The sequence below is a fragment of the Luteibacter aegosomatissinici genome (genome assembly GCF_023078495.1).
GTDB lineage: Bacteria > Pseudomonadota > Gammaproteobacteria > Xanthomonadales > Rhodanobacteraceae > Luteibacter > Luteibacter aegosomatissinici.
In genome coordinates this window covers 1,718,028-1,740,487 of the sequence record NZ_CP095742.1, presented here as the reverse complement: position 1 = coordinate 1,740,487, position 22,460 = coordinate 1,718,028, and the positions used below count along the sequence as shown (strand labels likewise).

Below are 22,460 nucleotides of genomic sequence, written 5' to 3'. Positions count from 1 at the left end.
ATGCCCTAGGAAACGTTCAATGGGTGTGAGTGGTTGCGTCCGGGGCCTTAACGGAAGGTGGACCAAGCCCCTGCCCCCTCTCGTTTTTTGCTGCGACTGGGCTTAACGTGGTATTCCCAACCACCGAGGGTTTCGCCATGAGTGCCCGTTACCTGACTGCCGCATGCCTGCTCCTCGTCTCCGTGGCGGCCAGCGCCGCCGATGGCCCGGCCCCGCCCCGCCACGAGCTCGAGTTCAACAGCTGCATGCGCACTGACCGGATCTCGAACTATTCCGTCGTGGATGACCAGACCGTCATCGTTGCCAATGGCCCCAACTTCTTCAAGATCGGCACCGACGTGGCCTGCCCGCGCATGGGTATCGGCGGTGGCGTGCGGTTCAAATCGTCGGCCAGTAACCAGGCCATCGGTAATGGGCGCATCTGCGGGAGCATTGATGAAAAGATCGTCCGCCGCGACGATCCGCCCTGCCAGATCATCTCCGTAGAGAGCATCGACAAGGCGACCTACCAACAGCTGGAGAAGAAGGCGAAGCACAAGGGTGCCGGCCCGGGGATCAGCGGCGCAGCGAAGTAACCGGCCATAAAAAAAGCCCGGCTTGAGAGCCGGGCTTTTTTTTGTTCAGGCTAGCCGGCGATCAATAGCCGTCGTCACGCACGTAACGGGTCGAGTAGCCATCGTCGTAGGTGGTGGTCGTGGTCGTGACGCGGCGGGTGACCACCGGGCCATCGTCATACACCACCGTGCGCGGCTGGCTGTAGTAGACGGGGCCACGATCGACGACGACCGTGCGCGGCTGGGTGGCGTTGTAAACCAGGGCGCCTACCGTGCCGGCGACAATAGCGCCGGCGATCCAGCGGCCGCTGTGGTCGTAGTAGCCACCGCGGTGGTAGCCACCGTAGTAACCGCCACCGTGATAGTAGCCACCACCCCGGTAACCGCCATGGCCCCAGCCACCCGCGAACGAGGCTGGCGCAAACGCCATAAGGCCCACGGCAGCAAGGGCGACGGCGGACTTAACGAACTTGGCTTTCATGACAGTTACCTCCTCAGGTGAGCGCAGATTCGCGCCCGGCCACTGAATCCGGACTGAAGTTTTCTGCACTCCCCGTTCACGTTTTCCACGGGTTCACGAACGGCTTCCTGAGCAGCCAGCAGCCATGGATATCGTGGCGGCGGGCGAAGTCGAACGGGATGCTGGGTGCGCTCCAGTCTTCAATAGTGAAATGGGGTTCCAGGGCCGCCCGATCAAGCTGGAAACGGCGGAAATTATTCGAGAAGACAATCACGCCTTCAGGCAGCAGGCGCTCAGCGCAAAGCAGGAGAAGCTTGACGTGATCGCGCTGCACATCGAAGTCGTCGGCTTTCTTCGAGTTGGAGAAGGTCGGCGGGTCGACGTAGATCAGGCCGTACTGCATGGAACGGGTTTCCAGGAACTTCACCGCATCTTCCTGGATCAGGCGGTGACGGTTGCCGGTAAAGCCATTCAGGGCAAGGTTCTTCGATGCCCAGTCGAGGTACGTGCCGGAAAGATCGACCGTGGTGGTATCGCGGGCATTGCCGTCCGCGGCGTAGACGCTGGCCGTGCCGGTGTAGGCGAACAGGTTGAGGAAATGCTTGCCGGAGGCAAGTTCCCGGATCTTGGCGCGCACCAGGCGGTGGTCAAGGAACAGGCCGGTGTCGAGGTAGTCGGTGGGGTTGATGAGGAACTTAAGTCCGCCCTCGTGCACCTCGACGAACTGGCCCTGCTGATCGAACTGGCCGTACTTCGAGCCGCCCTTACCGCGCTCGCGCGTCTTCACGGCGATGCGGTCGCGCGGGATCTCCAGGACCTCGGCAGCCACGCGCACCACCTCGCGCAGGCGGTTACGCGCCACGTCCACCGGGACGTCCTGGGGCGCCTTGTATTCCTGGATGTGCAACCAGCCTTCGTACACGTCGATCGCGGCCGCGTATTCCGGCAAGTCCTGGTCGTACGCTCGCCAGCAGGTGATGCCCTCGCGGGTCAGCCGCTTGCGAAGATGGCGGACGTTCTTCTCCAGCCGGTTCTTGAGCATCTGCGCGCCCTCGGAGAGCGGCTTCGGCTCGCGCGCCGGTGCTTCGCCCCTCGCACGCAGGCTGAACGTGAGCAGCGGCGTTTCCAGCGCGCCGTTGTAAAGCGCATAGCGCTTGTCCGGCGACAGGCGCATGGCCCGGCCCAGCTCTTCATCGCCCGCGAGCACGGCAGCACGCCAGCCCGGGAAGCGATCCTTCAAGGCCTGGCCCAGCGCACGGTACAGGTGCGGCAGCTCGGCGCGGTCGCCCAGGCGCTCGCCGTACGGCGGATTGGTGATGACCAGGCCTAGCGGGGTCTCCGGCGGCGGCTCCACGTGGACCGCATCGCGGCGATCGAGGTGGATGAAACCAGCCACACCCGCCGTCTGGGCGTTGCGCTTGGCGGTCTGCACCATGTGTGCATCGGTATCGCTGCCGAAGAACACCGGGCGCAGATTGCGCATGCCCTCGTCGGTGGTGGTCTTGGCCTCCTCCCACAGCTGCTTCCACAGGGCGTAATCGTGCTTGCGCCAACCGAGGAAACCGAAGTACCCGCGGCGCAGGCCCGGCGCGGCGCCCGCGGCCATCAGGGCACCTTCGATCAGCAGCGTGCCGGATCCGCACATGGGATCCACCAGCGCCCCGCCTTCGGCGTAAATGCGTGGCCACTGCGCACGCACGAGCATCGCGGCGGCGAGGTTTTCCTTCAGCGGGGCCTCGCCCTGCCGCTCGCGCCAGCCACGGCGGTGCAGCGGCGAACCCGAAAGATCGATCGACAACGTGGCCCGGTCACGGCGGACGCGCACGTTCACCTGTACATCCGGCTCGTCGGTTTCCACATCGGGCCGGGCGCCGCTGGCGGTGCGGAACTGATCGACGATCGCGTCCTTGGTCTTCAGCGCGATGAACTGGCTATGGGTGAGTTTGCTCAGCGCCGTGTTGGCATCCACGGCAAGGGTGCCATGCGGCGCCAGGTGCTCGGCCCACGCGATGGACTGCACGCCCTGGTAGAGGTCTTCAGGCGTCTCGGCACCGAACTCAGCCAGCGGTAACAGCACGCGGCTGGCCATGCGCGACCACAGGCAAGCGCGATACGCGACCTCCATGCCACCGGAGAAGGCGACACCGGCAAGGGCCTCCTTCACGTCGGTCGCACCGATGGCGATCAGCTCGTCCTTGAGCAGATATTCCAGGCCCTTCGGGCAGGTGGCGAAGAAGTTCATGCCAGGCTATCCAGGAAGCGGCGGAATTCGGCGTCGATATCGCCAAGGGTGTCGGAGAGGCGGTGGTCGTCCTGCACCAGCAGCAGGGGCGCACCCTGGCCGCGGGCGAAGGCGATGGCGCCCTCGACCGGGCATACGTCGTCGGCATAACCATGCACGAGGAAGGTGGTTAGGCCAGCGCTTGCGGCGAAGGCGCGCGGGTAACCGGGGATCTCCGCCGGCAGGGCCAGCAGGAACAGCCCGGCCACCGGGGCATCCAGCGAGGCCAGGCCCGACACGAACGCGCCCATGCTCGAGCCAACCAGTACCGGGGGCACCGGCGAGGCCTTAATGGCGTTCGCCAGCCGCGCCAGGCGCGGATCGATGGAGCCGGCGTGGCCCTTCAGGTCGTCCTCCCGGTAATCCGGGCGGTGGGTGGTCCAGCCGAGGCTTTCGGCCGTGGCCGCCAGGGCGCTCACCTTGGTGGCGTCAGGGCCGGAATCGGACCCGTGGGAAAGAATGATGTGGCCGCGCATGGCGGTCTCCGTACGCGGATCGACTGGCTATGTTATCAAAGCGGCATGATCGACATCCTGTACGCCCCCCTGCCCTATGAAAGCCGGCTGCCCGAACGGGCGGCCGACTCCGTCGACCTGGTGGTCATCCATTGCACCGAACTGCCTGACCTGGCCATGGCCCGCGAGTACGGGGAGCGGGTGCTTTATGAGGACCGCGGCACCGGCGCCAGCGGGCATTACTACATCGATCGCGACGGTTCGATCTTCTGCTACGTCGATCCGAACCGGGTGGCCAACCACACCCGCGGCTACAACCCTCGCTCCATCGGCATCGAGCTGGTGAACCTGGGCCGTTACCCGGACTGGTTCCACACCGCGAAGCAGGAGATGACCGAGCCCTACCCCGAGGCGCAGATCACCGCGTTGCGGGCCCTGCTCGACGACCTGATCCGCCGTTTCCCCTCCCTGCGCCACATTGCCGGCCATGAGGACCTGGATACCGCCATGGTGCCCTCCAGCGATGACCCGGAGAACGAAGTACCACGCAAACGCGACCCCGGCCCGCAGTTCCCCTGGGCCCGCGCATACGACGACGGGCGGCTGGGCCGGATCAAGGCCTGATTCTTTATAATCGGCAGCCATCGCGCACCGTTCCGAAGGGATACCCATGCAGGACAACCACGTCGGCGAGCTCGTCGAACTGCTCGAACTTGAGCGCCTCGAAGACAACCTGTTCCGCGGCCAGAGCCGCGACATCGGCACCCGCTTCGTCTTTGGCGGCCAGGTGCTGGGCCAGGCGCTCTCCGCCGCCCAGCGCACGGTGCCGGACGACCGCGTCGCTCACTCGCTGCACGCTTACTTCCTGCGTGCCGGCGATATCGACGCGCCTATCGTGTACAGCGTGGAACGCACCCGCGATGGCGGCTCGTTCTCTGCCCGTCGCGTCGTGGCGATCCAGCACGGCCAGCCGATCCTGAACGGCTCCATCTCGTTCCAGGTGCCCGAGACCGGATATGAGCACCAGATGTCGATGCCCGAAGTGCCGGCCCCTGAAGACGTGGAGACCACGCCCGCGCTTTCTGAGGATCAGCTCGCCCGCCTTCCAGAAAAAACCCAGCGCTGGCTGGGCAAGGATGGCCCGTTCGAATTCCGCCACGTATGGCCGCGCGATGAATTACGCCCGGCGAAGCGTCCGCCCTACCAGCACATCTGGTTCCGCCTGACCGCACCGATCGCCGATACGCTTTCGCTGCACCAGGCCCTGCTCGCCTACGCGTCGGATTTCCATCTGATCGGCACCGCCACGCTGCCGCACGGCATCTCGTACCTGACGCGTAACATGCAGATGGCGAGCCTGGACCACGCGTTGTGGTTCCACCGCGAGTTCCGTATCGACGACTGGCTGCTGTATTCGTTCGACAGCCCCACGTCGCAGGGCGGCCGTGGGCTGGCCCGCGGCATGATCTACACGCGCGATGGCCAGCTAATCGCCAGCACGGCGCAGGAAGGCCTCATTCGCGTCCGCCCCGACTGACCCCATGACGATCGAGCTGCGGCACCTGCGGTACTTCATCGCCGTCGCCGACGAGCTCCACTTCAGCCGTGCCGCCGAGCGGCTGGGCATCTCCCAGCCGCCGCTGAGCCAGCAGATCCGCGACCTGGAGGCGCAGCTTGGCGTGCGCCTGCTCCGGCGCACCAACCGCCGTGTGGAACTGACGGATGCGGGCCGCGTTTATCTTGATGCGGCCCGCGACATCACCGCCCGTGTGGATGAAGCCGGTGACCTGGCCCGACGAGCCGAGCGTGGGGAGATCGGTGAACTGCATGTGGGTTTCACCCAGAGCACGCCGCTCATCGAACGGTTCCCGCGCGCGGTGCGCGCGTTTCGCGAAGCCTACCCGGCTGTGCGGCTGGTGCTGAAGGAACACAACACGCTTCAACAGATCGAACGGCTGCTGGAAGGTACACAACAAGTGGGATTGATTCGCGGCACCGACCTTCCACCGCCGCTGGTCGCACGCAAGCTCGTGGATGATCCGCTCGTTGCGGTCCTGCGCGCCGATCATCCCCTGGCCAAAGGCCGCCGCCCACGTGTTCGCGTGGAGCAGCTTGCCGATGAACCCTTCGTCGTCTTCAGCCGCAACGCCGGCACAGGCGTCGCCGCGCAGGTACAGGCGATGTGCCGCAACGCAGGCTTCGCGCCACGCGTGGCGCAGGAAGCCGGTGAATCCGCCACGATGGTTGGCCTCGTCGCCGCCGGGCTTGGCGTCGCCGTGCTGCCGGAATCCATGCGCCTGCTGCACGTGGAAGGCGTGGCCTATGTGCCGATCGATTCGCCCGATGCGGCCAGCGCACTGCACCTCGTCCATCGCCGCTCCGACAATTCGCCGCTGGTTACTGCCTTCATGCGGCTCATGTTGAAAGCCTGAGCTTTTCTTTGCGTAGGAGCGCGCTCCTACAGAGTCAGGATGCTGCTTGCGGTTTGAGGCCGCGCAGCTTTATCGCGATAACCAGTCCCGCCAGCACCAACACAGTCACGTAGATGGCGACGCCATGCCAGCCGCCATGCGTCCAGAAAACGCCACCCAGCGAGCCGGCGATGCTTGAGCCCATGTAATACGAGAAGAGATACATGGACGACGCGTGCGCCTTGGCCTTGTTGGCCCGCAGGCCAACCCAGCCACTGGCGATGGAATGGCCGCCGAAGAAGCCGAAGGTGATCATGGCGATGCCGACGACGATGGCCCAGATCACGCTGCTTGCGCTAAGCGCGACACCCACGAGCATGATGACCAGCGCGGTCCACATCACCTTCCCGCGGCCCAGCTTGCCGGCCAGCGCGCCCATCCAGGCCGACGCACCCACGCCGATGAGGTACACCATGAAAATGGCACCCACATGCGATTGCGACAGCGAGAACGGTGGGGCGAGGAGCCGGAACGATACGTAGTTGTAGATGGTGACGAACGCACCCATGAGCAGGAAGCCCTCGGCGAACAGCCACGGCAGGCCCGTGTCCTTGAGCAGGTCACGGAATACGGCGACGAGGGCGCGCGGGTGCGCCTTGCGCTTTTCGAAATGCAGCGACGGCGGAAGACCCTTCGCCACAAGGAACGCCGCAAGAAGGCCAAGGGCGCCTATCACGCCAACGGCGACACGCCACGACGCGTGATCGGCCGTGAATCCGGAAATGAGCCGGCCACTCATTCCGCCGATGGCGTTGCCGCCGATGTACAGGCCCATGGCGAAGCCCAGCGATTCGCCGTGCACCTCTTCGCTGAGGTACGTCATGGCAACAGCGGGCAGGCCCGCGAGCGTCACGCCCAGCAGCGCACGCGCCGCGAGCAACAGCCCCCAGCTCGGCGTCACGGCCGTAAGCAACACCAGGACAGACGAGGAAAGCAGTGACGCCAGCATGATCGGCTTGCGCCCGAACGCATCGGAGATGGCGCCGGCGAACAACATGCCAACGGCCATCACCGCCGTCGTCAGCGAGAGCGACAGCGAACTGGTCGCGGCATCCACGCCGAAGTCGCGCGAGAACGCCGGCATCAGCGGCTGCACGCAATACAGCAGGCCAAACGTAGCGAAGCCCGACGAGAACAAGGCGAGATTGGTACGCCGGAACGCGGGCGTGCCATGGCGAATGCGCCGATCAACAACCGCCGGCGCGGCGGGGGACGAGCCGTCCACGGGAACCTCCGGGGAATAACCTGATGCTTAGGCTAAACCCTGAATTGAGTCGAATCGATACCGCAAAACGTCCGGTTCGATACTTGAAACGACTCAATTGTAGGAGCGCGCTCGCGCTCGATGGGGGCTTGCCGCGAACCCGGATCGCGCGCAAGCGCGCTCCTATAACGGCGATTTCAACGGACGGCGGTGCCCGCTTGCTGCCCATCCCACTGCACCGCCTGGGACAACTCCTCCTCGGTGAGGGCCAGATCCCCCGAATCTGTGGCGGCATGCACCGCAACGATGTGCCCATCGTGCCGCGAGAGTTCCCGGTTGCCGGCATCGGTGACGGCCTTGGCACGCTCATCATCCGAAGCCAGTAGCACCAGCAAGGTCTTCGTGCCTGCGACGAACTTCACCCCGCTGGTGGCACCCGACTTCGCCAGCTCGGCCGATGCCAGCGGCACGGCCTTCACCTTGCCCGCCCAGCGCGGCGGGGCGACGAAGGTGTACCCCGCCGCCTCATCGCGCCACTGGAAGCGCTTCATGGGCTCGGCGGCAGGCGCCCTTTGGCCGTGGGTACCCGGCGGCGGCTCGGCCATGGCGGCGAGTGGCAGGGCGAGAAGCAGCAGGGCAGCTGTGGTTTTCATGGGGAAGGCTCCGTTAGCGGGGCCAGCCTACGCGGTCCGCCTGTTGGCATGGCGTCAAGCCCCGCGATCGCCCGGGTCCTTGGCAACCCCTTCCCTACCGCTCACCCACGCAAACAAGGCAATGCCCACGATGATGCCGACCGCACCCAGGCCCGATACCGCATCCGGGAACGACTCGTGCAGGAACAACACACCAATGACGGTAGCGAGTAGAAGCTCAGCCGCCTGCATCGCCTCGACAGCCGCCAACGCGGTGGGCTGACGACCGACCAGCTCGGTGGCGTGAAAGAACAGGATGGTGGCGATGGCGCCGGACGATAGCGCGGTGCCGGCGGCCAGCAATGCCTCGCGCGGGGTCGGCGGCCCGATGGTCGCGAGCGTTACCGCGGCAAGCACCAGCCACAGCGGCCAGCTGGCGAGCGTCATGCCGAACACGCGCTGCACCGGACCGAGTTTCGTGCCGGTGCGCTCCAGGTGCAAAAGGATCTTTCGGTTACCCAATGGGTATGCGAAGGCGGCGAAGGCGACCGCACCCACGGCCAGCCACGCCGAGGCATCCAGGCCACCATGGGCGTGGCCAAACTGAAGCAGCATCACCCCGCCGACGATCAGCGCACCGATCGCCAGCGAGCCGATGTGCCAGCGCGCCCGTTCATCGCCGTAGATGAAGGGCGCCATCAGGGGCCCGGCAAGCACGGTCATCTGGAAGCTACCTGCTACCAGCCACGACGGCCCGCTGGTCGCCGCCCACGTCAGCGGCACGCCAAACAGCACGAAACCCACCGTGCTCCAGATGAGCCACGTGCGCGGATGGGAACGGAGTTCGATGGGCAGCTTCCCGAGCCCGCCCTTGAAGGGAAGCACGGCCGCCAGCATGGGCAGCGTAAACAGGTAGCGCAGGATCACCGCCCATTGCCAATGGCCGCCGCCACTGACGACGGCACGGTTAAGCACATAGGTAAACGTGAAGAACAGCGCCGACAGCAGCGCGATCGCCACGGCCTTCAGGGCGGTGGAACGCATGGATGGCCTTGCGGGGAAAACGAACCCCGACTATGCCAGCCACGCCGGGCGTTCGTCAGCCCGCTTCGTTGAGTTCCAGGAACAGCTCCTGCAATTCGCCACCGATCGGCCTGCCATTCACCACAAGCCCGACCGAACCCTTCACCCCGGCTACCGGGCAGCAGCCATCGGCGATACCGAGCAGGTTGGCGGTGGTCTCGACCATCACCTGGCACACGATATCCATGAGCGTGGCCTTGCCCTCGGCATCCAGGTTCTGAAAGAGGGAGAGCGCCCTCACCCAATGCGGATCCACGGCGTTTTCGGGCGGCATGCTGAACAGGTTCGCGTAGACCGCGAGGTTGTCGCGGACCACGGCATCCTGCAGGGCCTGAACGAAGCGTTCGGCATTCATGGGGGTATGACCAGGGAAAGGGGACTGACCGCTATATAGGTACCCCAGCCACCGGACTCAACTCACGGCATGTGAAGGCCATTCAGCCAACGACCGCCCACCCTTTCCTAATGATTCTCCCGAGCCGCCCGCCGCGGCCGACGATGCGCCGGCACATATCCAGGCCAGATCGCATCGTAGAAATAACGTTCCTGAGCCGAAGGCGGCTCATACGGCTTGCTCGCCGCCGGAATACGCTGACGCAACGCCGCCTCGTTGTGCTCCGCCCAGCGCATGACCATTCGCTGCATCAATGAGACGCCCTTCAACACCAGGCCCTGCCCGGCCTTGGGCCCATAGCGCCAGCGTACGACCCACTGGTCGCCCTGCGGGCTGACCCGCGCAAACGCGCGCGTCGTCCCTTCCAGGATCGCGTATTGCCGTTCCCCCATTTGCACCCAGTGCACCATCGCCATGGAAGGGACGGTACGCCGCGCCAGTCTCAGAAATGTGGACGGAGCGGACCGTAAGCGGAGGAGTACGCCGCAGCTTCCTGATTTGGATCAGGGAAGGCCCCGACCTATTCGTTAGTGTGGAGCGACGGCAGCTTCGACAGCATCACGAACCGCCTGCCTGAGCCGTCCATCCGGGCTGTCGACGATCGGGTAGTTCGAGCTCCCGTACGAGCGCATGCTCGGACCGTTCGTGATGCGCAGGCCACTAAAGCCATCCATGGCTAGCTGCTGCGTTCCGCCACCCCACGACGCGGCGCTCCAGGCATCGTTGGCGAGGCAGACAAGTTTCTCCAGCGTGGTGGGTGCCAGCGTGCCCTCCCTCACGGCCTCGCGCGCCGGGCGCCCCCTGTCGTCCGTGTAGCTGTTGAAATGAACACCGGCCCAGGCGGGTCGTGAAAAATCGCGCTGGTCGAACGCACCAGGGTCCTCACAACGGTACAGCTCCCACGCGTGGCCGGTGTCGATATCCACTGTCCACGACATGTCGCAACCGAAACCGCCTCCCGACATGCTGACCAGGTCCAGAGGTATAGCGATCCCTTCGGGGACACCCAGGCTTGCTTTTGGCAGAGGCTGAGCACGACTGAAGCGCTGCGCCAGATCACCGTAAGGTTGTCCATGACAAGTGGGGGCAGCCTGGACGACGAACGGGACCACCGCAAGGAATGCGACAAGCAAGCGTCCTTTCAAGATGAGCTCCTTCTAGTGAGCGCGCAGCCTACAGGCGGTAAGCCTCAAGGTGGTACGCCTTGCCTGGGTTCTTTACGTCTGCGGTGCGATCGAAGCAAGTGCGCCCTTTGCCATGCTGGCGAAAAGGCATCTCGGGGCGAGTCGATGTGTCACTCGCCAACGCGAACACGGCGCACAGCTGATAGTCCAGCCCCTTGTGCATGTAGCCAAAGATCTCGTGCGTTACCGGATCCACCCTTTCAGTCTCTGTCCCGATCTCGATCAGGCTATCCGGCAGGGAGCCGTAGTGTGACGCATGTACTTCAAGGCGAGTGCCCAACCAAGTCAGGAGCGCCGACCGACGCTCATCCTGCGCAAGCATCCGTTGATAGCCAGGCGTCCCGTTGATCCACAGGCCGGCACCTACCGCCACAACCATAACAACCGACACCATGATGCCGAGCACACCGCGCCCCGTCATGGCTCCACCTCATCCCGGCGCAAATCGCGCAGGTAATAGGCGAATGCGACGATGGCGAGCACTGCCGCCACGATGACCTTGAGCACGAAACGCATCGTGAGTTCACCACCCAGGAACCGATCGACCAGCGTGGTGAAGTCGCAGATCAATGCCACCGCAGCGATAAACAACGTGAGGTAGGTCAGCCAGCGACGCACCGCGGACTGCCGCTTCACCGGCTGCTTCGTCAGCGCCCGCTCGTTGCGCCACGACAGGAGCAGGAACACCGGGAAGGCGATGATGACGGATGCCATCGACCAGCGAAGATCCGGCCCCAGCCGGAAATACTCCACGGTCTGGATCGTATCCGGGTAGGCACGATCGATGAGGTTGAACAGTAGCGACCCGAGGTGGAACGCACTCAGGTACAACGTAGTGAAGATCACCAGGTAGATGAACGCCTCGCGGGCGGAAAGATACGGACGTGGCCGGGGAACGGGAATGGGAAACGCCGAATCCGCATAGGCGGCCAGCGCCGGGTGTACTTGCTCGGGCGCCCATCCGGCCTGGGTCAGAACCTCTTCTATCGCCTGCCGCGATTGCCCCCGTTCCAGCGCGGCGTGGACGAAACGTTCCAGTTCCTGCGTGCTGCCTGCCATGCGCCATCTCCCTGGGTCCAAGTGCGTCGGAGCATACCCGTTGCGGGGGATGCAATCACTTGCGATTACCGTATGATCTCGCGGCCCATCGCGAGTGCCACCCCGTGTCTGCCGAGCCAAGTGCCCTCTCTGTCCCTCGTACACGCCCGATCTGGCGACAGCTGGCCGGCGTGCATGAGTACCTGCCGCCTGCCGTTCGGCATGTGTTCTGGCCGTTCATTCTCTCGCGCCTGCTCGTGATCGTGATCCTGGCCTGCACCCCGTTGATGCAGCAAGGCCTTGCGGATCACTGGGGCTCGCGCGACAACATGAACATACGAATCTCGCCCAAGGCCATTGCGGAAGGCTTCCGGCGGGTCGCCATCCACAACGATGCGGCGTTCTATCACGACATTGCGGCAAACGGTTACGAGGAGCGTCCGTTCGATACCAGCCGCGCCTCCACCTGGGCGTTTTTTCCGCTTCACCCCATGATGTGGCGTGGCGTGGCCAACATCACGGGCGAGTGGCTGTGGTCTGGCGTCTTGCTCGTGAATCTGCTGGCCTTCGCGGCCTTCTGTTTGCTGTGGTCACTCGCGCGCACCGTTACGACATCCGTGGCTCTGGCCGACTACGCCGTTATCGCCGCTCTCTGCTGGCCCTCCACCTATTTCATGATGCTGCCGCACAGCGAGGCGCTGTTCTTCACCCTCGTGACAGCCGCCTTCCTTGGTGAGGTGCTTAAGCACCCACTGCTCAGTCCCGTCATCGGCGCGTTTGCCAGCGCGGCCCGTGTCAACGGCGCATTCCTGGCCCCGGCCCTGCTTGTTGACCGGTGGTACCGGGGCGAGCGCCGGGCCCGTGACCTGGTGCCACTCGGCCTTGTCGGCATGGGGCTGGGGGCATACATGGCCTACCTATGGCATGCCACAGGCAACCCCCTCGCTTTCAAGGATATCCAGGTGATCTGGGGCCGTTCGCTTCACGCCCCCTGGATAGCCTTGCTCGACTACATCAACCGTCCACTTCAGCTGGCGGAGCCCTGGAACCCAAAGATCGTGAATTTCGCGGCCGTCGTCATGGCCGGTTGCAGCATGGTCACCTGCTGGAAGCGAGGCTGGCGAGGTCTCGCCATCTTCACCGGCCTGACCGTTCTTGCGCCGCTTTCGACCGGAACGCTGACATCCATGTATCGGTACGTCAGCGTGGCTCCCGGTGTATATATCGCGCTGGCCGTATGGGCTGAAGGCAAGCCGCGTTTCGGCATGCTTTGGCTGGCCACATCGGTTTTCGCCCTGACCCTGCTGTGCACGCTCTTTACCCTCGGGATTGATATCGGCGGGGCGTGAATCGCGCGCAAGGGCGCTCCTACATGGGCTCCATGTGGGTGATGAGCAAACGGACGCTTTCCCTGCCCTGCCAGTCGTTCACCGTGAGCTCGTAGGCGGCGCGGAAACGCTGGGGCGGCGGGGTGCCGTCGTAGCAGCTGAACATCACCGCATCGAGCGGCGCGCCGCCTTGCTCGTGACGAAGCTGGAAACGCAGGTGTTTCGTGCCCATGGGCTTCCACGAGGCACACTCAAAGACGTTCTCGAACACGGGCGAAGGAAATGCCTGGCCCCAGGGGCCGGCGAAACGCAGCTGCTTCGCGAGATCCAGGGTGTGGTCGCGGTAATCGAGCTCGCCATCGGTCTGGACCACCGCCTGCAGGCGGTCGTCATCCAGGTGTGCGCGTGCGGTCGCATCGAAGATCGCGGCGAAGCGTTCGAAGGCGCTGGCCTGCATGCTGAGGCCCGCCGCCATCGCGTGGCCGCCGAAGCGCAGGATCAGGCCGGGGTGCTTCGCGTCGATTTCGGCAAGCGCATCGCGGATGTGAAATCCCGGAATCGAACGCGCAGAGCCACGCAGTTCGTCGGTGTCATCGCCTGCGGGTGCAAACGCAAGCACGGGCCGATGAAGTTTTTCCTTCAGCTTCGACGCAACCAGACCCACGATGCCCGCGTGCCAACCCGGATCGAACAGCGCGACGCCCACGGCATCGACATGCGCAGCGCGCGACACCATGGCCTCGGCTTCCTCGACCATGCCCGCCTGCATCTCGCGGCGCTCCTGGTTAATCGCGCTTAGCTGCTCAGCGTAGCGGCGGGCGACGCCGGTATCGTCGGTAAGCAGGCAAGCAACGCCCAGCGACATATCTTCCAGGCGCCCAGCCGCATTCAGGCGCGGACCGATGGCGAACGCGAGATCGGTAGCGGTGACGGTGGACACCGAGCGATTCGAGGCCTCGATCAACGCGGTGATGCCCGCGCACGCCTTGCCTGCGCGCATGCGCTTCAGGCCCGCATCGACGAATACGCGATTGTTAAAGTCGAGCGGCACCAGATCGGCCACGGTGCCGAGGGCTACCAAGTCCAGCAGCGCACCGAGGTCCGGCTCGTTGCCTTCGGCGAAACGCCCGGCGTCGCGCATGGCTGCACGCACCGCGAGCAGCAAGTAGAACATGACGCCGACGCCCGCGAGCGCTTTGCTGGGAAAACCATCGCCGTCGAGGTTCGGATTCACCATCGCGTCGGCGGCCGGCAGCGTATCGCCCGGCAGGTGGTGATCGGTGATGAGTACGCGGATGCCTCGAGCATGCGCGGCCGCAACACCCGCAACGCTGGCCACACCGTTATCCACGGTGACGATCAGATCGGGCGTGGGTTCCAGCGACGCGACGAGAGCCTCACTCAGGCCATACCCGTGGACGAAACGATTGGGCACAACATGGCTGACATGCTTCGCGCCAAGCAGGCGCATGCCGCGCTGGGCAACGGCGGCGCCAGTCGCACCATCGCAATCGTAATCACCAGCGATGACGATGCGCTGATCGCGATCGATCGCCTCGATGAGCAACTCGACGGCGCGGTCCATGCCGCCGAGCAGCGTGGGCGAATGCAAGCGTGCAAGGCGGTGTTCGGCGCCATCCGGCGTCGTAACGCCGCGGGCGGCATAAATGCGCTGGATGACCGGATGGACATGGGCAGGCCAGCCGCTGGGTGCCACATCCGCCATGCGCTTGCGCCAGGTCTTCATGCCTTGGACTTACGCCAGAAGCGCATGCGGTGGGCTTTCTTCAGCACGATGCGGCGGCCATCGGCGAAGGCCAGGCGGAGCTCGGTACCGGATTCGAGGCGAGCTTCGAGGTACGGCCACCAATCGCGATCGAATTCCGAGGGTTGTACGTCCTGCAAGTCCAGAAGTTCTGCGTGACCGGCCTCACCAGTGGCGGGGATCGCGCGCGAGCGCGCTCCTGCAAGGGGGGCGCGGGGCTGGACGTCGACGCCAGCCTTGTGGCCTAGCGCCCAGATGAGCAGGTCGTCGCTATAGATGCGGGACTGGCCGCATTCAACCCATTCGGGGAGCGTACCGGCGCCCCACAGCCATACGCTGTTGATGGGCGGCAAGCTGTTATAGGCGCGATTGGCGTTGGCAGGGTGGTTGTGCAGTACCACCTGGGCCTCGTTGAGCAAGGCGCGCCAGCGGCGGCCGTGCTCCCCCTTGGGCAGCTGCTCGAACAAATCAGCACCGAGCGCTTCTTCGGGCTCGGGGAACGTCGGCACCTGCACGTAGTTCGGCACCTTGAGCTGCCAGTGTTGCGGATCGCCTACCAGAAGCGTCATGCCCTCTTCCGCGAACGTGTCGCTGAGTGCATCGACCATGCTCGCCGCATCGGCGGGGCTTACCGCAAGATTGCCGCAGCCGAGCAGGCGCGCGCCGCTCAGCTCCGGCTGCACCCACGCGGGATCTGCGCACACCCACAGCGCCGTGCCGGCATCGCCCGCCACGCTCTGGCGAATCAACGCGGCAGCGGGCAACGGGCCATCGGGCCAGCGGAAAAACTCGGCGACCGCGTGCATGTAGCCGGGCAAGGCCGTCGGCAGCGCCGTACCGCGCGCCAGCCACTGGTTGAAGGCGTCAACGAAGCTGAGCTTGTCGCGCCCGGGCAGCAGCACATTCAACACGGTCGCCATGCTCAGGCCTCGATCTGTTCGAGCAGTTCCATCCATTCGAACTCAAGCGTCTCCTTCTCGCCGCGCAGTTCGGCCTGGCGCTGGCCAAGGCGCGCCAGTTCGGCGGTGGGGCCACCATAAACGGCCGGATCCGCCAATTTCGTTTCGATCGCCAGCAGCTCCTTGTCCATGCCTTCCACCAGCGATTCAATTTTCTTCACGCGGGCACGCACCGCTTTTTCCTTCTCGCGATCTTCCGGGGAAAGCTTGCGCTTCTCCTTCGCGTTGTTTTCCTTTACCGGTGCATCGGCCGGCGCCGAAGCCACCGCCGCCGTCTTGCGCGTGGTGGCACGCGTGCGCAGCCACTTGGCGTAGTCGTCCAGGTCGCCGTCGAACGGGCCGACATCGCCATCGGCCACGCGCCAGAATTCGTCACAGACCATGCCGAGCAGGTGGCGATCGTGCGAAACCAACACCAGCGCGCCATCAAAATCAGAGAGCGCGTCGGCCAGCGCTTCGCGCATATCCAGGTCGAGATGGTTGGTCGGTTCGTCGAGCAGCAACAGGTTTGGCTTGTCCCACGCGATCAGCGCGAGGGCAAGGCGGGCGCGCTCGCCACCGGAGAACGCATCCACGTGCTCGAAGACGCGATCGGCCGGGAAATTCCACGTACCGAGGTAATCGCGCAGGACCTGTTGGCCGGCGTTGGGTGCCTTGTCCTGCAGGTGATCGAACGCGCTCCAGCCATCGTGCAGGCTTTCGACCGTGTGCTGGGCGAAGTAGCCGATCTTCAGGTCCTTGTGGAACGGCCGCTCCCCGGCCATCGGCGCGAGTTCGCCGACAAGGGATTTCACCATGGTGGATTTGCCGGCGCCATTCGGGCCAAGCAGGCCGATGCGGTCGCCCGCTTCCAGGCCAAACCCGATGTCCTTCAGCACCACGCGATCGCCGTAGCCGGCATCCACGTGATCCAGCCGCAACATGGAGGTGGGCAGGCGTTCGGGCTTGGGGAAGCTGAAGCTGAAGGGGCGCTCGGCGCGAACCGCTTCGGTACCGCTCATCTTTTCCAGGCGCTTCATGCGCGACTGTGCCTGCTTGGCCTTGCTGGCCTTGGCCTTGAAGCGGTCGATGAAGGATTGCAGGTGCGCACGCTCCGCCTGCTCGCGCACATGCGCGATCTGTTGCTGGCGCAGGTGTTCGGCGCGCTGGCGCTCGAACTGCGAGTAGTTGCCCGTGTAGAGCTTCGCCGTGCCGTCGTGCAAGTGCATGGTGTGGGTGGTCACCGTGTCGAGGAACTCACGGTCATGCGAAATGATCAGCAACGTGCCCTGGTAGCGGCGCAGCCATTCTTCGAGCCACAGCACCGCATCGAGATCGAGATGGTTGGTGGGCTCATCGAGCAGCAGCAGGTCCGAGGGCGCCATGAGCGCACGCGCCAGGTTCAGGCGTACGCGCCAGCCACCCGAGAACGAGGCCACGGCCTGCTCGTGGGTTTCCGGCGAAAAGCCCAGGCCGTGCAGCAGGCGCCCGGCACGGGCGCGGCCGTCGTAGCCATTGACCTCCTCGATGCGCAGATGGGCCATGGCCACCGCCTCGAGGTCCCCGGAGTCATACGCATCCTGTTCGGCCTTCAGGGCCGCGGCCACTTCCACATCGCCGCCCAGCACGTAGTCGATCGCGGCATCGGGCAAGGCAGGGGTTTCCTGGGCGACGGAGGCCATGCGTACCTTCGACGGCATGTCGAGGTCGCCCTTCTCCGGTTCCAGCTCGCCCTTGAGCGCAGCGAACAAGGTGGACTTGCCACAGCCGTTACGGCCGATGACGGCCAGGCTCCACCCGGTCTGGATGGTCAGGTCCATGTTATCGAGCAGGGTGCGGGTGCCCCGGCGCAGGGCGAGGTTACGGAACGAGATCATGGCGGGCCAGAAGAAGGCGAAAGGCGACTGCGCATGATAGCGGGCCCGCCCTCCCGCGTCGCCCGAATGCGACTTACGGCACAGCCGTGAAGACCGCGGCACGCCGCCCATGGCGCCGCATCGGGCGATCTGTTAAAACGCTGTCCTGCGCCGCATGGGGAGCGCGACGGAGCCATCATGAACACCATCAAGCCTGTTTTCACCGCGATCGCGCTGGCCCTCGTGGCCGTTGCCGCGGCTCCGACCGCCCGCGCGGGCGATACCCTCCTGATGCAGCGTGTGCAGCAGGAGAAGGGCATGAACCTGCCGACCAAGGGCATGAGCATGGCCGACGTGGAGCGCCGCTTCGGCGCACCCACCTCCAAGCTGGATGCCCGCGGTGGCGGCAGCAGCAAGCAGCCGGTGATCAATCGCTGGATGTACCCGGGCTATATCGTGTACTTCGAGCGCAGCCACGTGATCCACACGGTGCTGAACACGCCCGCCGGCAATAACACCCACCCCTAAGCCGCAAGGCGGGGTGCAAGACAGGCAGGCGTCATCGGGAAGCCCTACAATAGGCGGCTTCCCCGGACCTCCCTGCCCGCCATGACCCAGACCGCTTCTTACCGCCTTCCCGCCGAATGGGAGCCGCAGGCCGGCGTCCTTATCGCCTGGCCGCACGCGGACACCGACTGGGCCGACCGCCTTGCCGAGGTGGAGACCACCTATGTGGCGCTGGCGGCGGCGGTTACCCGCTTTGAACCGCTGCACATCATCGTGGCCGATGCCGAGCTGCGCGAACGCGCCCGCCTGGCCATCGAAGAGGCCGGCGCCGACATGTCGCGCGTGCATTTCATCGAACTCCCCTACGACGACACCTGGCTGCGCGATTCAGGCCCGATCACGCTGACCGGCCCCAACGGCGTGCTACTGAACGACTACCGCTTCACCGGCTGGGGCGGCAAGTTCGGCGCCGAGCAGGATGACGCGATCATCGCGGGCCTGCTCCAGCGTGGCGTGCTGAGCGGCCTGCCGCACAAGCGCATCGACTGGGCACTGGAAGGTGGCGGCATCGAGAGCGACGGCCGGGGCACCATCCTGACCACCTGGAAGTGCCTGGTGCAGCGCCACCCGGATCTCTCACGCGAATCCATGACCGATACCCTGGCCACCACCCTGCACGCCGATCGCGTGCTGTGGCTGGAGCACGGCTACCTTGAAGGCGACGACACCGACGCCCATATCGATACGCTCGCGCGCTTCAGCCCGGATGGCGGCATCGTCTTCCAGGCGTGCGACGATGCCAGCGATCCGCACTTCGAGGAACTGGGCCAGATGGCCGCCGAACTCGCCGAGCTGCGTTCGCCGGAAGACAAGCCGTACCCGCTGCACCCGCTGCCCTGGGCCCAACCGATCATCGACGAAGGACGCCGCCTGGCCGCGTCCTACGCGAACTACCTGATCGTGAATGGCGCGGTGCTGGTGCCGGCCTACGGCGACCGCGTCGATGCGGAAGCGGCCCGGATCATCGGGCTGGCCCACCCGGGCCGCGAAGTGGTGCAGGTACCGTGCCGCCCGCTCATCTGGCAGAACGGCAGCCTGCATTGCATCACCATGCAGTTGCCCGCCGATATCGCCAAATAAGTACGTCGAGGATAGACAACCATGACCCGCAAGACCCTCAAGGTCGCCCTCCTCCAGGAAACCGATCGCGGCAGCCGCGATGCCAACCTCGATGCCATCGAGTCGGCGCTGCGCGAAGCGGCAAAGGCCGGCGTCGAACTGGTGTTGCTGCAGGAGTTGCACAACGGCCCGTACTTCTGCCAGCACGAAAGCGTGGCGGAGTTCGATCGCGCCGAGACCATTCCCGGCCCGGGCACCGATCGCATCGGCAAGCTCGCCGAGGAACTGAAGCTCGTCGTCGTCGCATCCATCTTCGAAAAGCGCGCCACGGGCCTGTACCACAACACCGCCGTGGTCTTTGATCGCTCGGCCGTCATCGCGGGCAAGTACCGCAAGATGCACATCCCGGACGACCCGGCGTTCTACGAGAAGTTCTACTTCACCCCGGGCGATATCGGCTTTGAGCCGATCCAGACCTCGGTGGGCAAGCTCGGCGTGCTCGTGTGCTGGGACCAGTGGTACCCGGAAGCCGCGCGCCTGATGGCGCTGGCCGGCGCCGACCTGCTGTTCTACCCCACGGCCATCGGCTGGGATCCGAACGATGACGATGCCGAGAAAGCGCGCCAGCGCGAAGCCTGGATCACGGTGCAACGCGGCCACGCCGTTGCCAACGGCCTGCCGCTGCTGTCGTGCAACCGCACGGGCTACGAAGCGGATCCCTCCGGCGTGGGCAGCGGCATCCAGTTCTGGGGCTCCAGCTTTGTCGCTGGCCCGCAGGGCGAGTTCCTGGCCCAGGCGGGTACGGATGGCCGCGAACTGCTCATCGTAGATGTCGACATGGAGCGCAGCGAGCACGTCCGCCGCATCTGGCCGTTCCTGCGTGACCGCCGCATCGATGCGTATGGCGACCTGGTGAAGCGGTACAGGGATTGATGTACCTAAAGCGTCAGGAAGTAAATCGTCAGTAACATCCCTGCGGCGACCGCGCCGTGCTGACGATTTACGCTTCGCAACTTACCCCATGCGCAGGACCCCCATGCTCCCGGACGAGACAACGCCCAACGAAGTGACAGCCCTCACCGGCCAGCCCGTCACGCGCATGACACGCGACGGCGTGGATTACGTCATCCTCGGCACGGCGCACGTCTCGCGCGCCAGCGTCGAAGCGGTGAACGCCCTGCTCGATACCGAGCACTTCGATGCCGTTGCCGTGGAGCTGTGCGCCAGCCGCGCACACGGCATCCGCGACCCGGAAGCGTTCAAGCAGATGGACCTGTTCCAGGTCATCCGCCAGGGCAAGGCCGGCATGGTTGCCGCCAGCCTCGTGCTTGGTTCGTTCCAGAAGCGCCTTGCCGCGCAATACGGCATTGAGCCGGGCGCGGAAATGAAGGCCGCGATGGACGGGGCGGATGCGCGCGGCATCCCCGTGTGGCTGGTCGATCGCGAAGTCGGGACCACGCTCAAGCGCGCCTGGCGCAGCGTGGGCTTCTTCCAGCGTTTTGGCCTGTTGGCCGGCATGCTCGGCAGCGTGTTCGAGCGCGAAGATATCGCCGAAGAAGACATCGAGAAGCTGAAGCAATCCGACCTGCTCGAGAGTGCCTTCAGTGATTTTGCGAAAGGCTCGGCGCCGCTGTACCGCGCCCTCATCGCCGAGCGCGATGAGTTCATGGCCGCCAAGCTGCGCGAGTATGGCGACCGCATGGATCCCGCCGCACCCAGCCGCAAGGTGCTGGTGGTCATTGGTGCCGGTCACCTGAAGGGTATGAGCGCGGAGCTGGCGAACCAGCACGGCCATCCTCAGGCGTTGTCCGATGAGCTTGCCGTGACCCCACCCGCCGCGAAGTGGCCGAAGTTTCTGGCCGTCGGCATCGTGCTCGCCATCTTCGCGGTCATCGGCTTCGCGTTCTACCGCAACCCCAGCCTGGGTAAGGAAGCCCTGCTCAACTGGGTCTTGTTAACCGGCGGCCTTTCGGCACTCGGTGCACTCATCGCTGGCGCGCATCCGCTCAGCATCATCGCCGCGTTTGTCGCCGGCCCGGTCAAGCCGTTCCGCCCCGGCATCCCCTCCGGTGCCGTAAGTGCCATGGTCGAGGCATGGATCCGCAAGCCGCGCGTGGTCGACTTCGAGCAGTTGCGTGATGACATCACGCACTGGACCGGCTGGTGGAAGAACCGCGTGGCCCGCACGCTGCTCAACTTCTTCCTGGTGTGCATCGGCACCATCGCCGGCGAGTACATCGCCGGGATCCATATCATCCGCAGCTTGCTCTGACGGGCCGCCCTGCGCTATCGCAGGCCCCATCACGCGCAAGCGCGCTCCGGCCCGCCACACGGATGCCACGCCCGCCAACATGCGCGGCCAGAGGGCCCGCCACCCTATGCTGCGCCGCCGGTTGTCGCCCGCGCGAAGGCGCCTCTATACTCCAAGGGCTGCTTTCACCCCCGGCCCCGCCCGGCACCCAGGGAATCATTGATGAAGCGTCTGTATCTGTCAGGTCTGATCGCTGTAGCCATGTGCGCCGCCACCGTAGCGCACGCAGAAGGGGATAAAACCAGGGGACGGCAGCTGATCTACACCTGCCAGGGCTGTCACGGGGTGCCGGGGTACGGCAACGTCTACCCGTCCTACCACGTGCCGCACATCGCCGGGCAAAACGAGCAATACATCGTCAATGCGCTGAAGGATTACCGGAAGGGCTTCGTCACTCCGGGTACGGGTCGCACGCACCCGACCATGGGCGCCCAGGCGGAAAGCCTGTCGGACAAGGACATTGCCGACATCGCCGCCTACCTTTCCAGTCTCGCCAAGTAAGCCGCCGAGGACGCATGATGATCCGTGGGTTCACCCTGACTCTCATCGGCGCCGCGCTGGCGCTGACCGCTTCGACATCCATGGCCGCCGGTGATCCGGCCGCTGGCGCCAAGAAAGTCGCTACCTGCGTGGCGTGCCACGGCCAGGATGGCAACTCGATCGATCCGCAATACCCGCGCCTGGCCGGCCAATACGCCGATTACCTTGCGCAGGCACTGCACGAATACAAGAACGGCAAGCGCGATAACCTGGTGATGAAGGGGTTTGCCGCCACGCTTTCCGATACGGATATCGAAGATATCTCCGCGTACTTCCACACGATGCCGACCAAGCTCAGCGGCCTCGAGGGGCATGTGCAGGGCGACTGACCCGCCCCGTT

The 22,460-nt window shown here is 65.1% G+C and carries 25 protein-coding genes; 11 read left to right on the top strand and 14 right to left on the bottom strand.

What is annotated here, in order from left to right; all coding sequences use genetic code 11:
* Positions 1-137: 137 nt before the first annotated feature.
* Positions 138-575 (top strand): DUF6491 family protein, encoded by a 438-nt coding sequence (locus L2Y97_RS07840; protein WP_247435072.1) that lies wholly within the window; start codon positions 138-140, stop codon positions 573-575.
* A gap of 61 nt (positions 576-636) precedes the next feature.
* On the opposite strand, the gene L2Y97_RS07835 is transcribed toward L2Y97_RS07840, so the two are convergent.
* The 3 genes from L2Y97_RS07835 to L2Y97_RS07825 all read right to left on the bottom strand — a co-directional run bounded on the left by L2Y97_RS07835 (position 637) and on the right by L2Y97_RS07825 (position 3,771).
* The gene (locus L2Y97_RS07835; protein WP_247435070.1) at positions 637-1,035 is read right to left on the bottom strand and encodes a hypothetical protein; all 399 of its coding nucleotides are present in this window, start codon (positions 1,033-1,035) and stop codon (positions 637-639) included.
* Positions 1,036-1,111: 76 nt separating this feature from the next.
* Positions 1,112-3,256 (bottom strand): bifunctional 23S rRNA (guanine(2069)-N(7))-methyltransferase RlmK/23S rRNA (guanine(2445)-N(2))-methyltransferase RlmL, encoded by a 2,145-nt coding sequence (gene rlmKL / locus L2Y97_RS07830; protein WP_247435067.1) that lies wholly within the window; start codon positions 3,254-3,256, stop codon positions 1,112-1,114.
* Positions 3,253-3,771 (bottom strand): alpha/beta hydrolase, encoded by a 519-nt coding sequence (locus L2Y97_RS07825; RefSeq protein ID WP_247435064.1) that lies wholly within the window; start codon positions 3,769-3,771, stop codon positions 3,253-3,255. Before L2Y97_RS07825 ends, rlmKL begins: the two co-directional genes overlap by 4 nt.
* A 45-nt stretch (positions 3,772-3,816) precedes the next feature.
* Between L2Y97_RS07825 and L2Y97_RS07820 the strand changes: the two genes are divergently transcribed.
* Genes L2Y97_RS07820 through L2Y97_RS07810 form a run of 3 tightly spaced genes read left to right on the top strand, consistent with a single transcriptional unit; the run spans position 3,817 to position 6,182 of the window.
* Entirely contained in the window at positions 3,817-4,374 is a 558-nt protein-coding gene (locus L2Y97_RS07820) for an N-acetylmuramoyl-L-alanine amidase (RefSeq protein ID WP_247435061.1), read from the top strand.
* Between the two features lie 46 nt (positions 4,375-4,420).
* Positions 4,421-5,287, top strand: a complete 867-nt coding sequence (tesB, locus tag L2Y97_RS07815) for an acyl-CoA thioesterase II (RefSeq protein ID WP_247435059.1) — start codon at positions 4,421-4,423, stop codon at positions 5,285-5,287.
* A gap of 4 nt (positions 5,288-5,291) precedes the next feature.
* On the top strand, positions 5,292-6,182 hold the full coding sequence (locus L2Y97_RS07810; protein ID WP_247435056.1) for a LysR family transcriptional regulator: 891 nt from the start codon (positions 5,292-5,294) through the stop codon (positions 6,180-6,182).
* Positions 6,183-6,216: 34 nt separating this feature from the next.
* Here L2Y97_RS07810 and L2Y97_RS07805 read toward each other — a convergent pair whose 3' ends face one another.
* From L2Y97_RS07805 to L2Y97_RS07770, 8 genes are all read right to left on the bottom strand, one after another.
* Positions 6,217-7,446: an MFS transporter gene (locus tag L2Y97_RS07805; protein WP_247435053.1), complete on the bottom strand. Its 1,230-nt coding sequence runs from the start codon at positions 7,444-7,446 to the stop codon at positions 6,217-6,219.
* A gap of 176 nt (positions 7,447-7,622) precedes the next feature.
* On the bottom strand, positions 7,623-8,078 hold the full coding sequence (locus L2Y97_RS07800; RefSeq protein ID WP_247435050.1) for a hypothetical protein: 456 nt from the start codon (positions 8,076-8,078) through the stop codon (positions 7,623-7,625).
* A 54-nt stretch (positions 8,079-8,132) separates the two neighbouring features.
* Positions 8,133-9,101, bottom strand: a complete 969-nt coding sequence (locus L2Y97_RS07795; RefSeq protein WP_247435048.1) for a multidrug resistance efflux transporter family protein — start codon at positions 9,099-9,101, stop codon at positions 8,133-8,135.
* 55 nt (positions 9,102-9,156) lie between these two features.
* Positions 9,157-9,495, bottom strand: coding sequence for a hypothetical protein (locus L2Y97_RS07790; protein WP_247435045.1), 339 nt, complete (start codon positions 9,493-9,495; stop codon positions 9,157-9,159).
* Positions 9,496-9,602: 107 nt separating this feature from the next.
* A complete protein-coding gene (locus tag L2Y97_RS07785) occupies positions 9,603-9,950 on the bottom strand; it encodes a hypothetical protein (protein WP_247435043.1) in 348 nt (115 codons plus the stop codon).
* A 111-nt stretch (positions 9,951-10,061) separates the two neighbouring features.
* Positions 10,062-10,472, bottom strand: a complete 411-nt coding sequence (locus L2Y97_RS07780) for a hypothetical protein (RefSeq protein WP_247435040.1) — start codon at positions 10,470-10,472, stop codon at positions 10,062-10,064.
* A gap of 235 nt (positions 10,473-10,707) precedes the next feature.
* Positions 10,708-11,124 carry a hypothetical protein gene (locus L2Y97_RS07775; RefSeq protein WP_247435037.1) on the bottom strand — a complete coding sequence of 139 codons (417 nt, stop codon included), beginning with the start codon at positions 11,122-11,124 and terminating at the stop codon, positions 10,708-10,710.
* Positions 11,125-11,135: 11 nt separating this feature from the next.
* On the bottom strand, positions 11,136-11,777 hold the full coding sequence (locus L2Y97_RS07770; protein ID WP_247435034.1) for a DUF5671 domain-containing protein: 642 nt from the start codon (positions 11,775-11,777) through the stop codon (positions 11,136-11,138).
* Positions 11,778-11,881: 104 nt separating this feature from the next.
* Here L2Y97_RS07770 and L2Y97_RS07765 point away from each other — a divergent pair, with 104 nt between their 5' ends.
* Positions 11,882-13,105 (top strand): hypothetical protein, encoded by a 1,224-nt coding sequence (locus L2Y97_RS07765; RefSeq protein ID WP_247435031.1) that lies wholly within the window; start codon positions 11,882-11,884, stop codon positions 13,103-13,105.
* A gap of 19 nt (positions 13,106-13,124) precedes the next feature.
* On the opposite strand, the gene recJ is transcribed toward L2Y97_RS07765, so the two are convergent.
* The 3 genes from recJ to abc-f are packed head-to-tail and all read right to left on the bottom strand — an operon-like array spanning position 13,125 to position 17,664.
* Complete coding sequence (gene recJ, locus L2Y97_RS07760; protein ID WP_247435030.1) at positions 13,125-14,831, bottom strand: single-stranded-DNA-specific exonuclease RecJ; 1,707 nt, start codon at positions 14,829-14,831, stop codon at positions 13,125-13,127.
* On the bottom strand, positions 14,828-15,769 hold the full coding sequence (locus L2Y97_RS07755) for a phosphoglycerate mutase (RefSeq protein WP_247435027.1): 942 nt from the start codon (positions 15,767-15,769) through the stop codon (positions 14,828-14,830). The genes recJ and L2Y97_RS07755 overlap by 4 nt, the downstream gene beginning before the upstream one ends.
* Positions 15,770-15,771: 2 nt before the next feature.
* Positions 15,772-17,664: a ribosomal protection-like ABC-F family protein gene (gene abc-f, locus L2Y97_RS07750; RefSeq protein WP_247435024.1), complete on the bottom strand. Its 1,893-nt coding sequence runs from the start codon at positions 17,662-17,664 to the stop codon at positions 15,772-15,774.
* A 177-nt stretch (positions 17,665-17,841) separates the two neighbouring features.
* On the opposite strand from abc-f, the gene L2Y97_RS07745 reads away from it, so the two are divergent.
* The 6 genes from L2Y97_RS07745 to L2Y97_RS07720 all read left to right on the top strand — a co-directional run bounded on the left by L2Y97_RS07745 (position 17,842) and on the right by L2Y97_RS07720 (position 22,449).
* Entirely contained in the window at positions 17,842-18,171 is a 330-nt protein-coding gene (locus L2Y97_RS07745) for a hypothetical protein (protein WP_247435022.1), read from the top strand.
* A gap of 81 nt (positions 18,172-18,252) precedes the next feature.
* Positions 18,253-19,290 carry an agmatine deiminase family protein gene (locus L2Y97_RS07740; RefSeq protein ID WP_247435020.1) on the top strand — a complete coding sequence of 346 codons (1,038 nt, stop codon included), beginning with the start codon at positions 18,253-18,255 and terminating at the stop codon, positions 19,288-19,290.
* 21 nt (positions 19,291-19,311) lie between these two features.
* Complete coding sequence (locus tag L2Y97_RS07735; RefSeq protein ID WP_247435017.1) at positions 19,312-20,202, top strand: carbon-nitrogen hydrolase; 891 nt, start codon at positions 19,312-19,314, stop codon at positions 20,200-20,202.
* Between the two features lie 88 nt (positions 20,203-20,290).
* On the top strand, positions 20,291-21,541 hold the full coding sequence (locus tag L2Y97_RS07730) for a TraB/GumN family protein (RefSeq protein WP_247435014.1): 1,251 nt from the start codon (positions 20,291-20,293) through the stop codon (positions 21,539-21,541).
* 201 nt (positions 21,542-21,742) lie between these two features.
* Positions 21,743-22,081 carry a c-type cytochrome gene (locus tag L2Y97_RS07725; protein ID WP_247435011.1) on the top strand — a complete coding sequence of 113 codons (339 nt, stop codon included), beginning with the start codon at positions 21,743-21,745 and terminating at the stop codon, positions 22,079-22,081.
* A gap of 14 nt (positions 22,082-22,095) precedes the next feature.
* Complete coding sequence (locus L2Y97_RS07720) at positions 22,096-22,449, top strand: c-type cytochrome (protein ID WP_343218394.1); 354 nt, start codon at positions 22,096-22,098, stop codon at positions 22,447-22,449.
* The last annotated feature ends 11 nt before the right edge of the window (positions 22,450-22,460 follow it).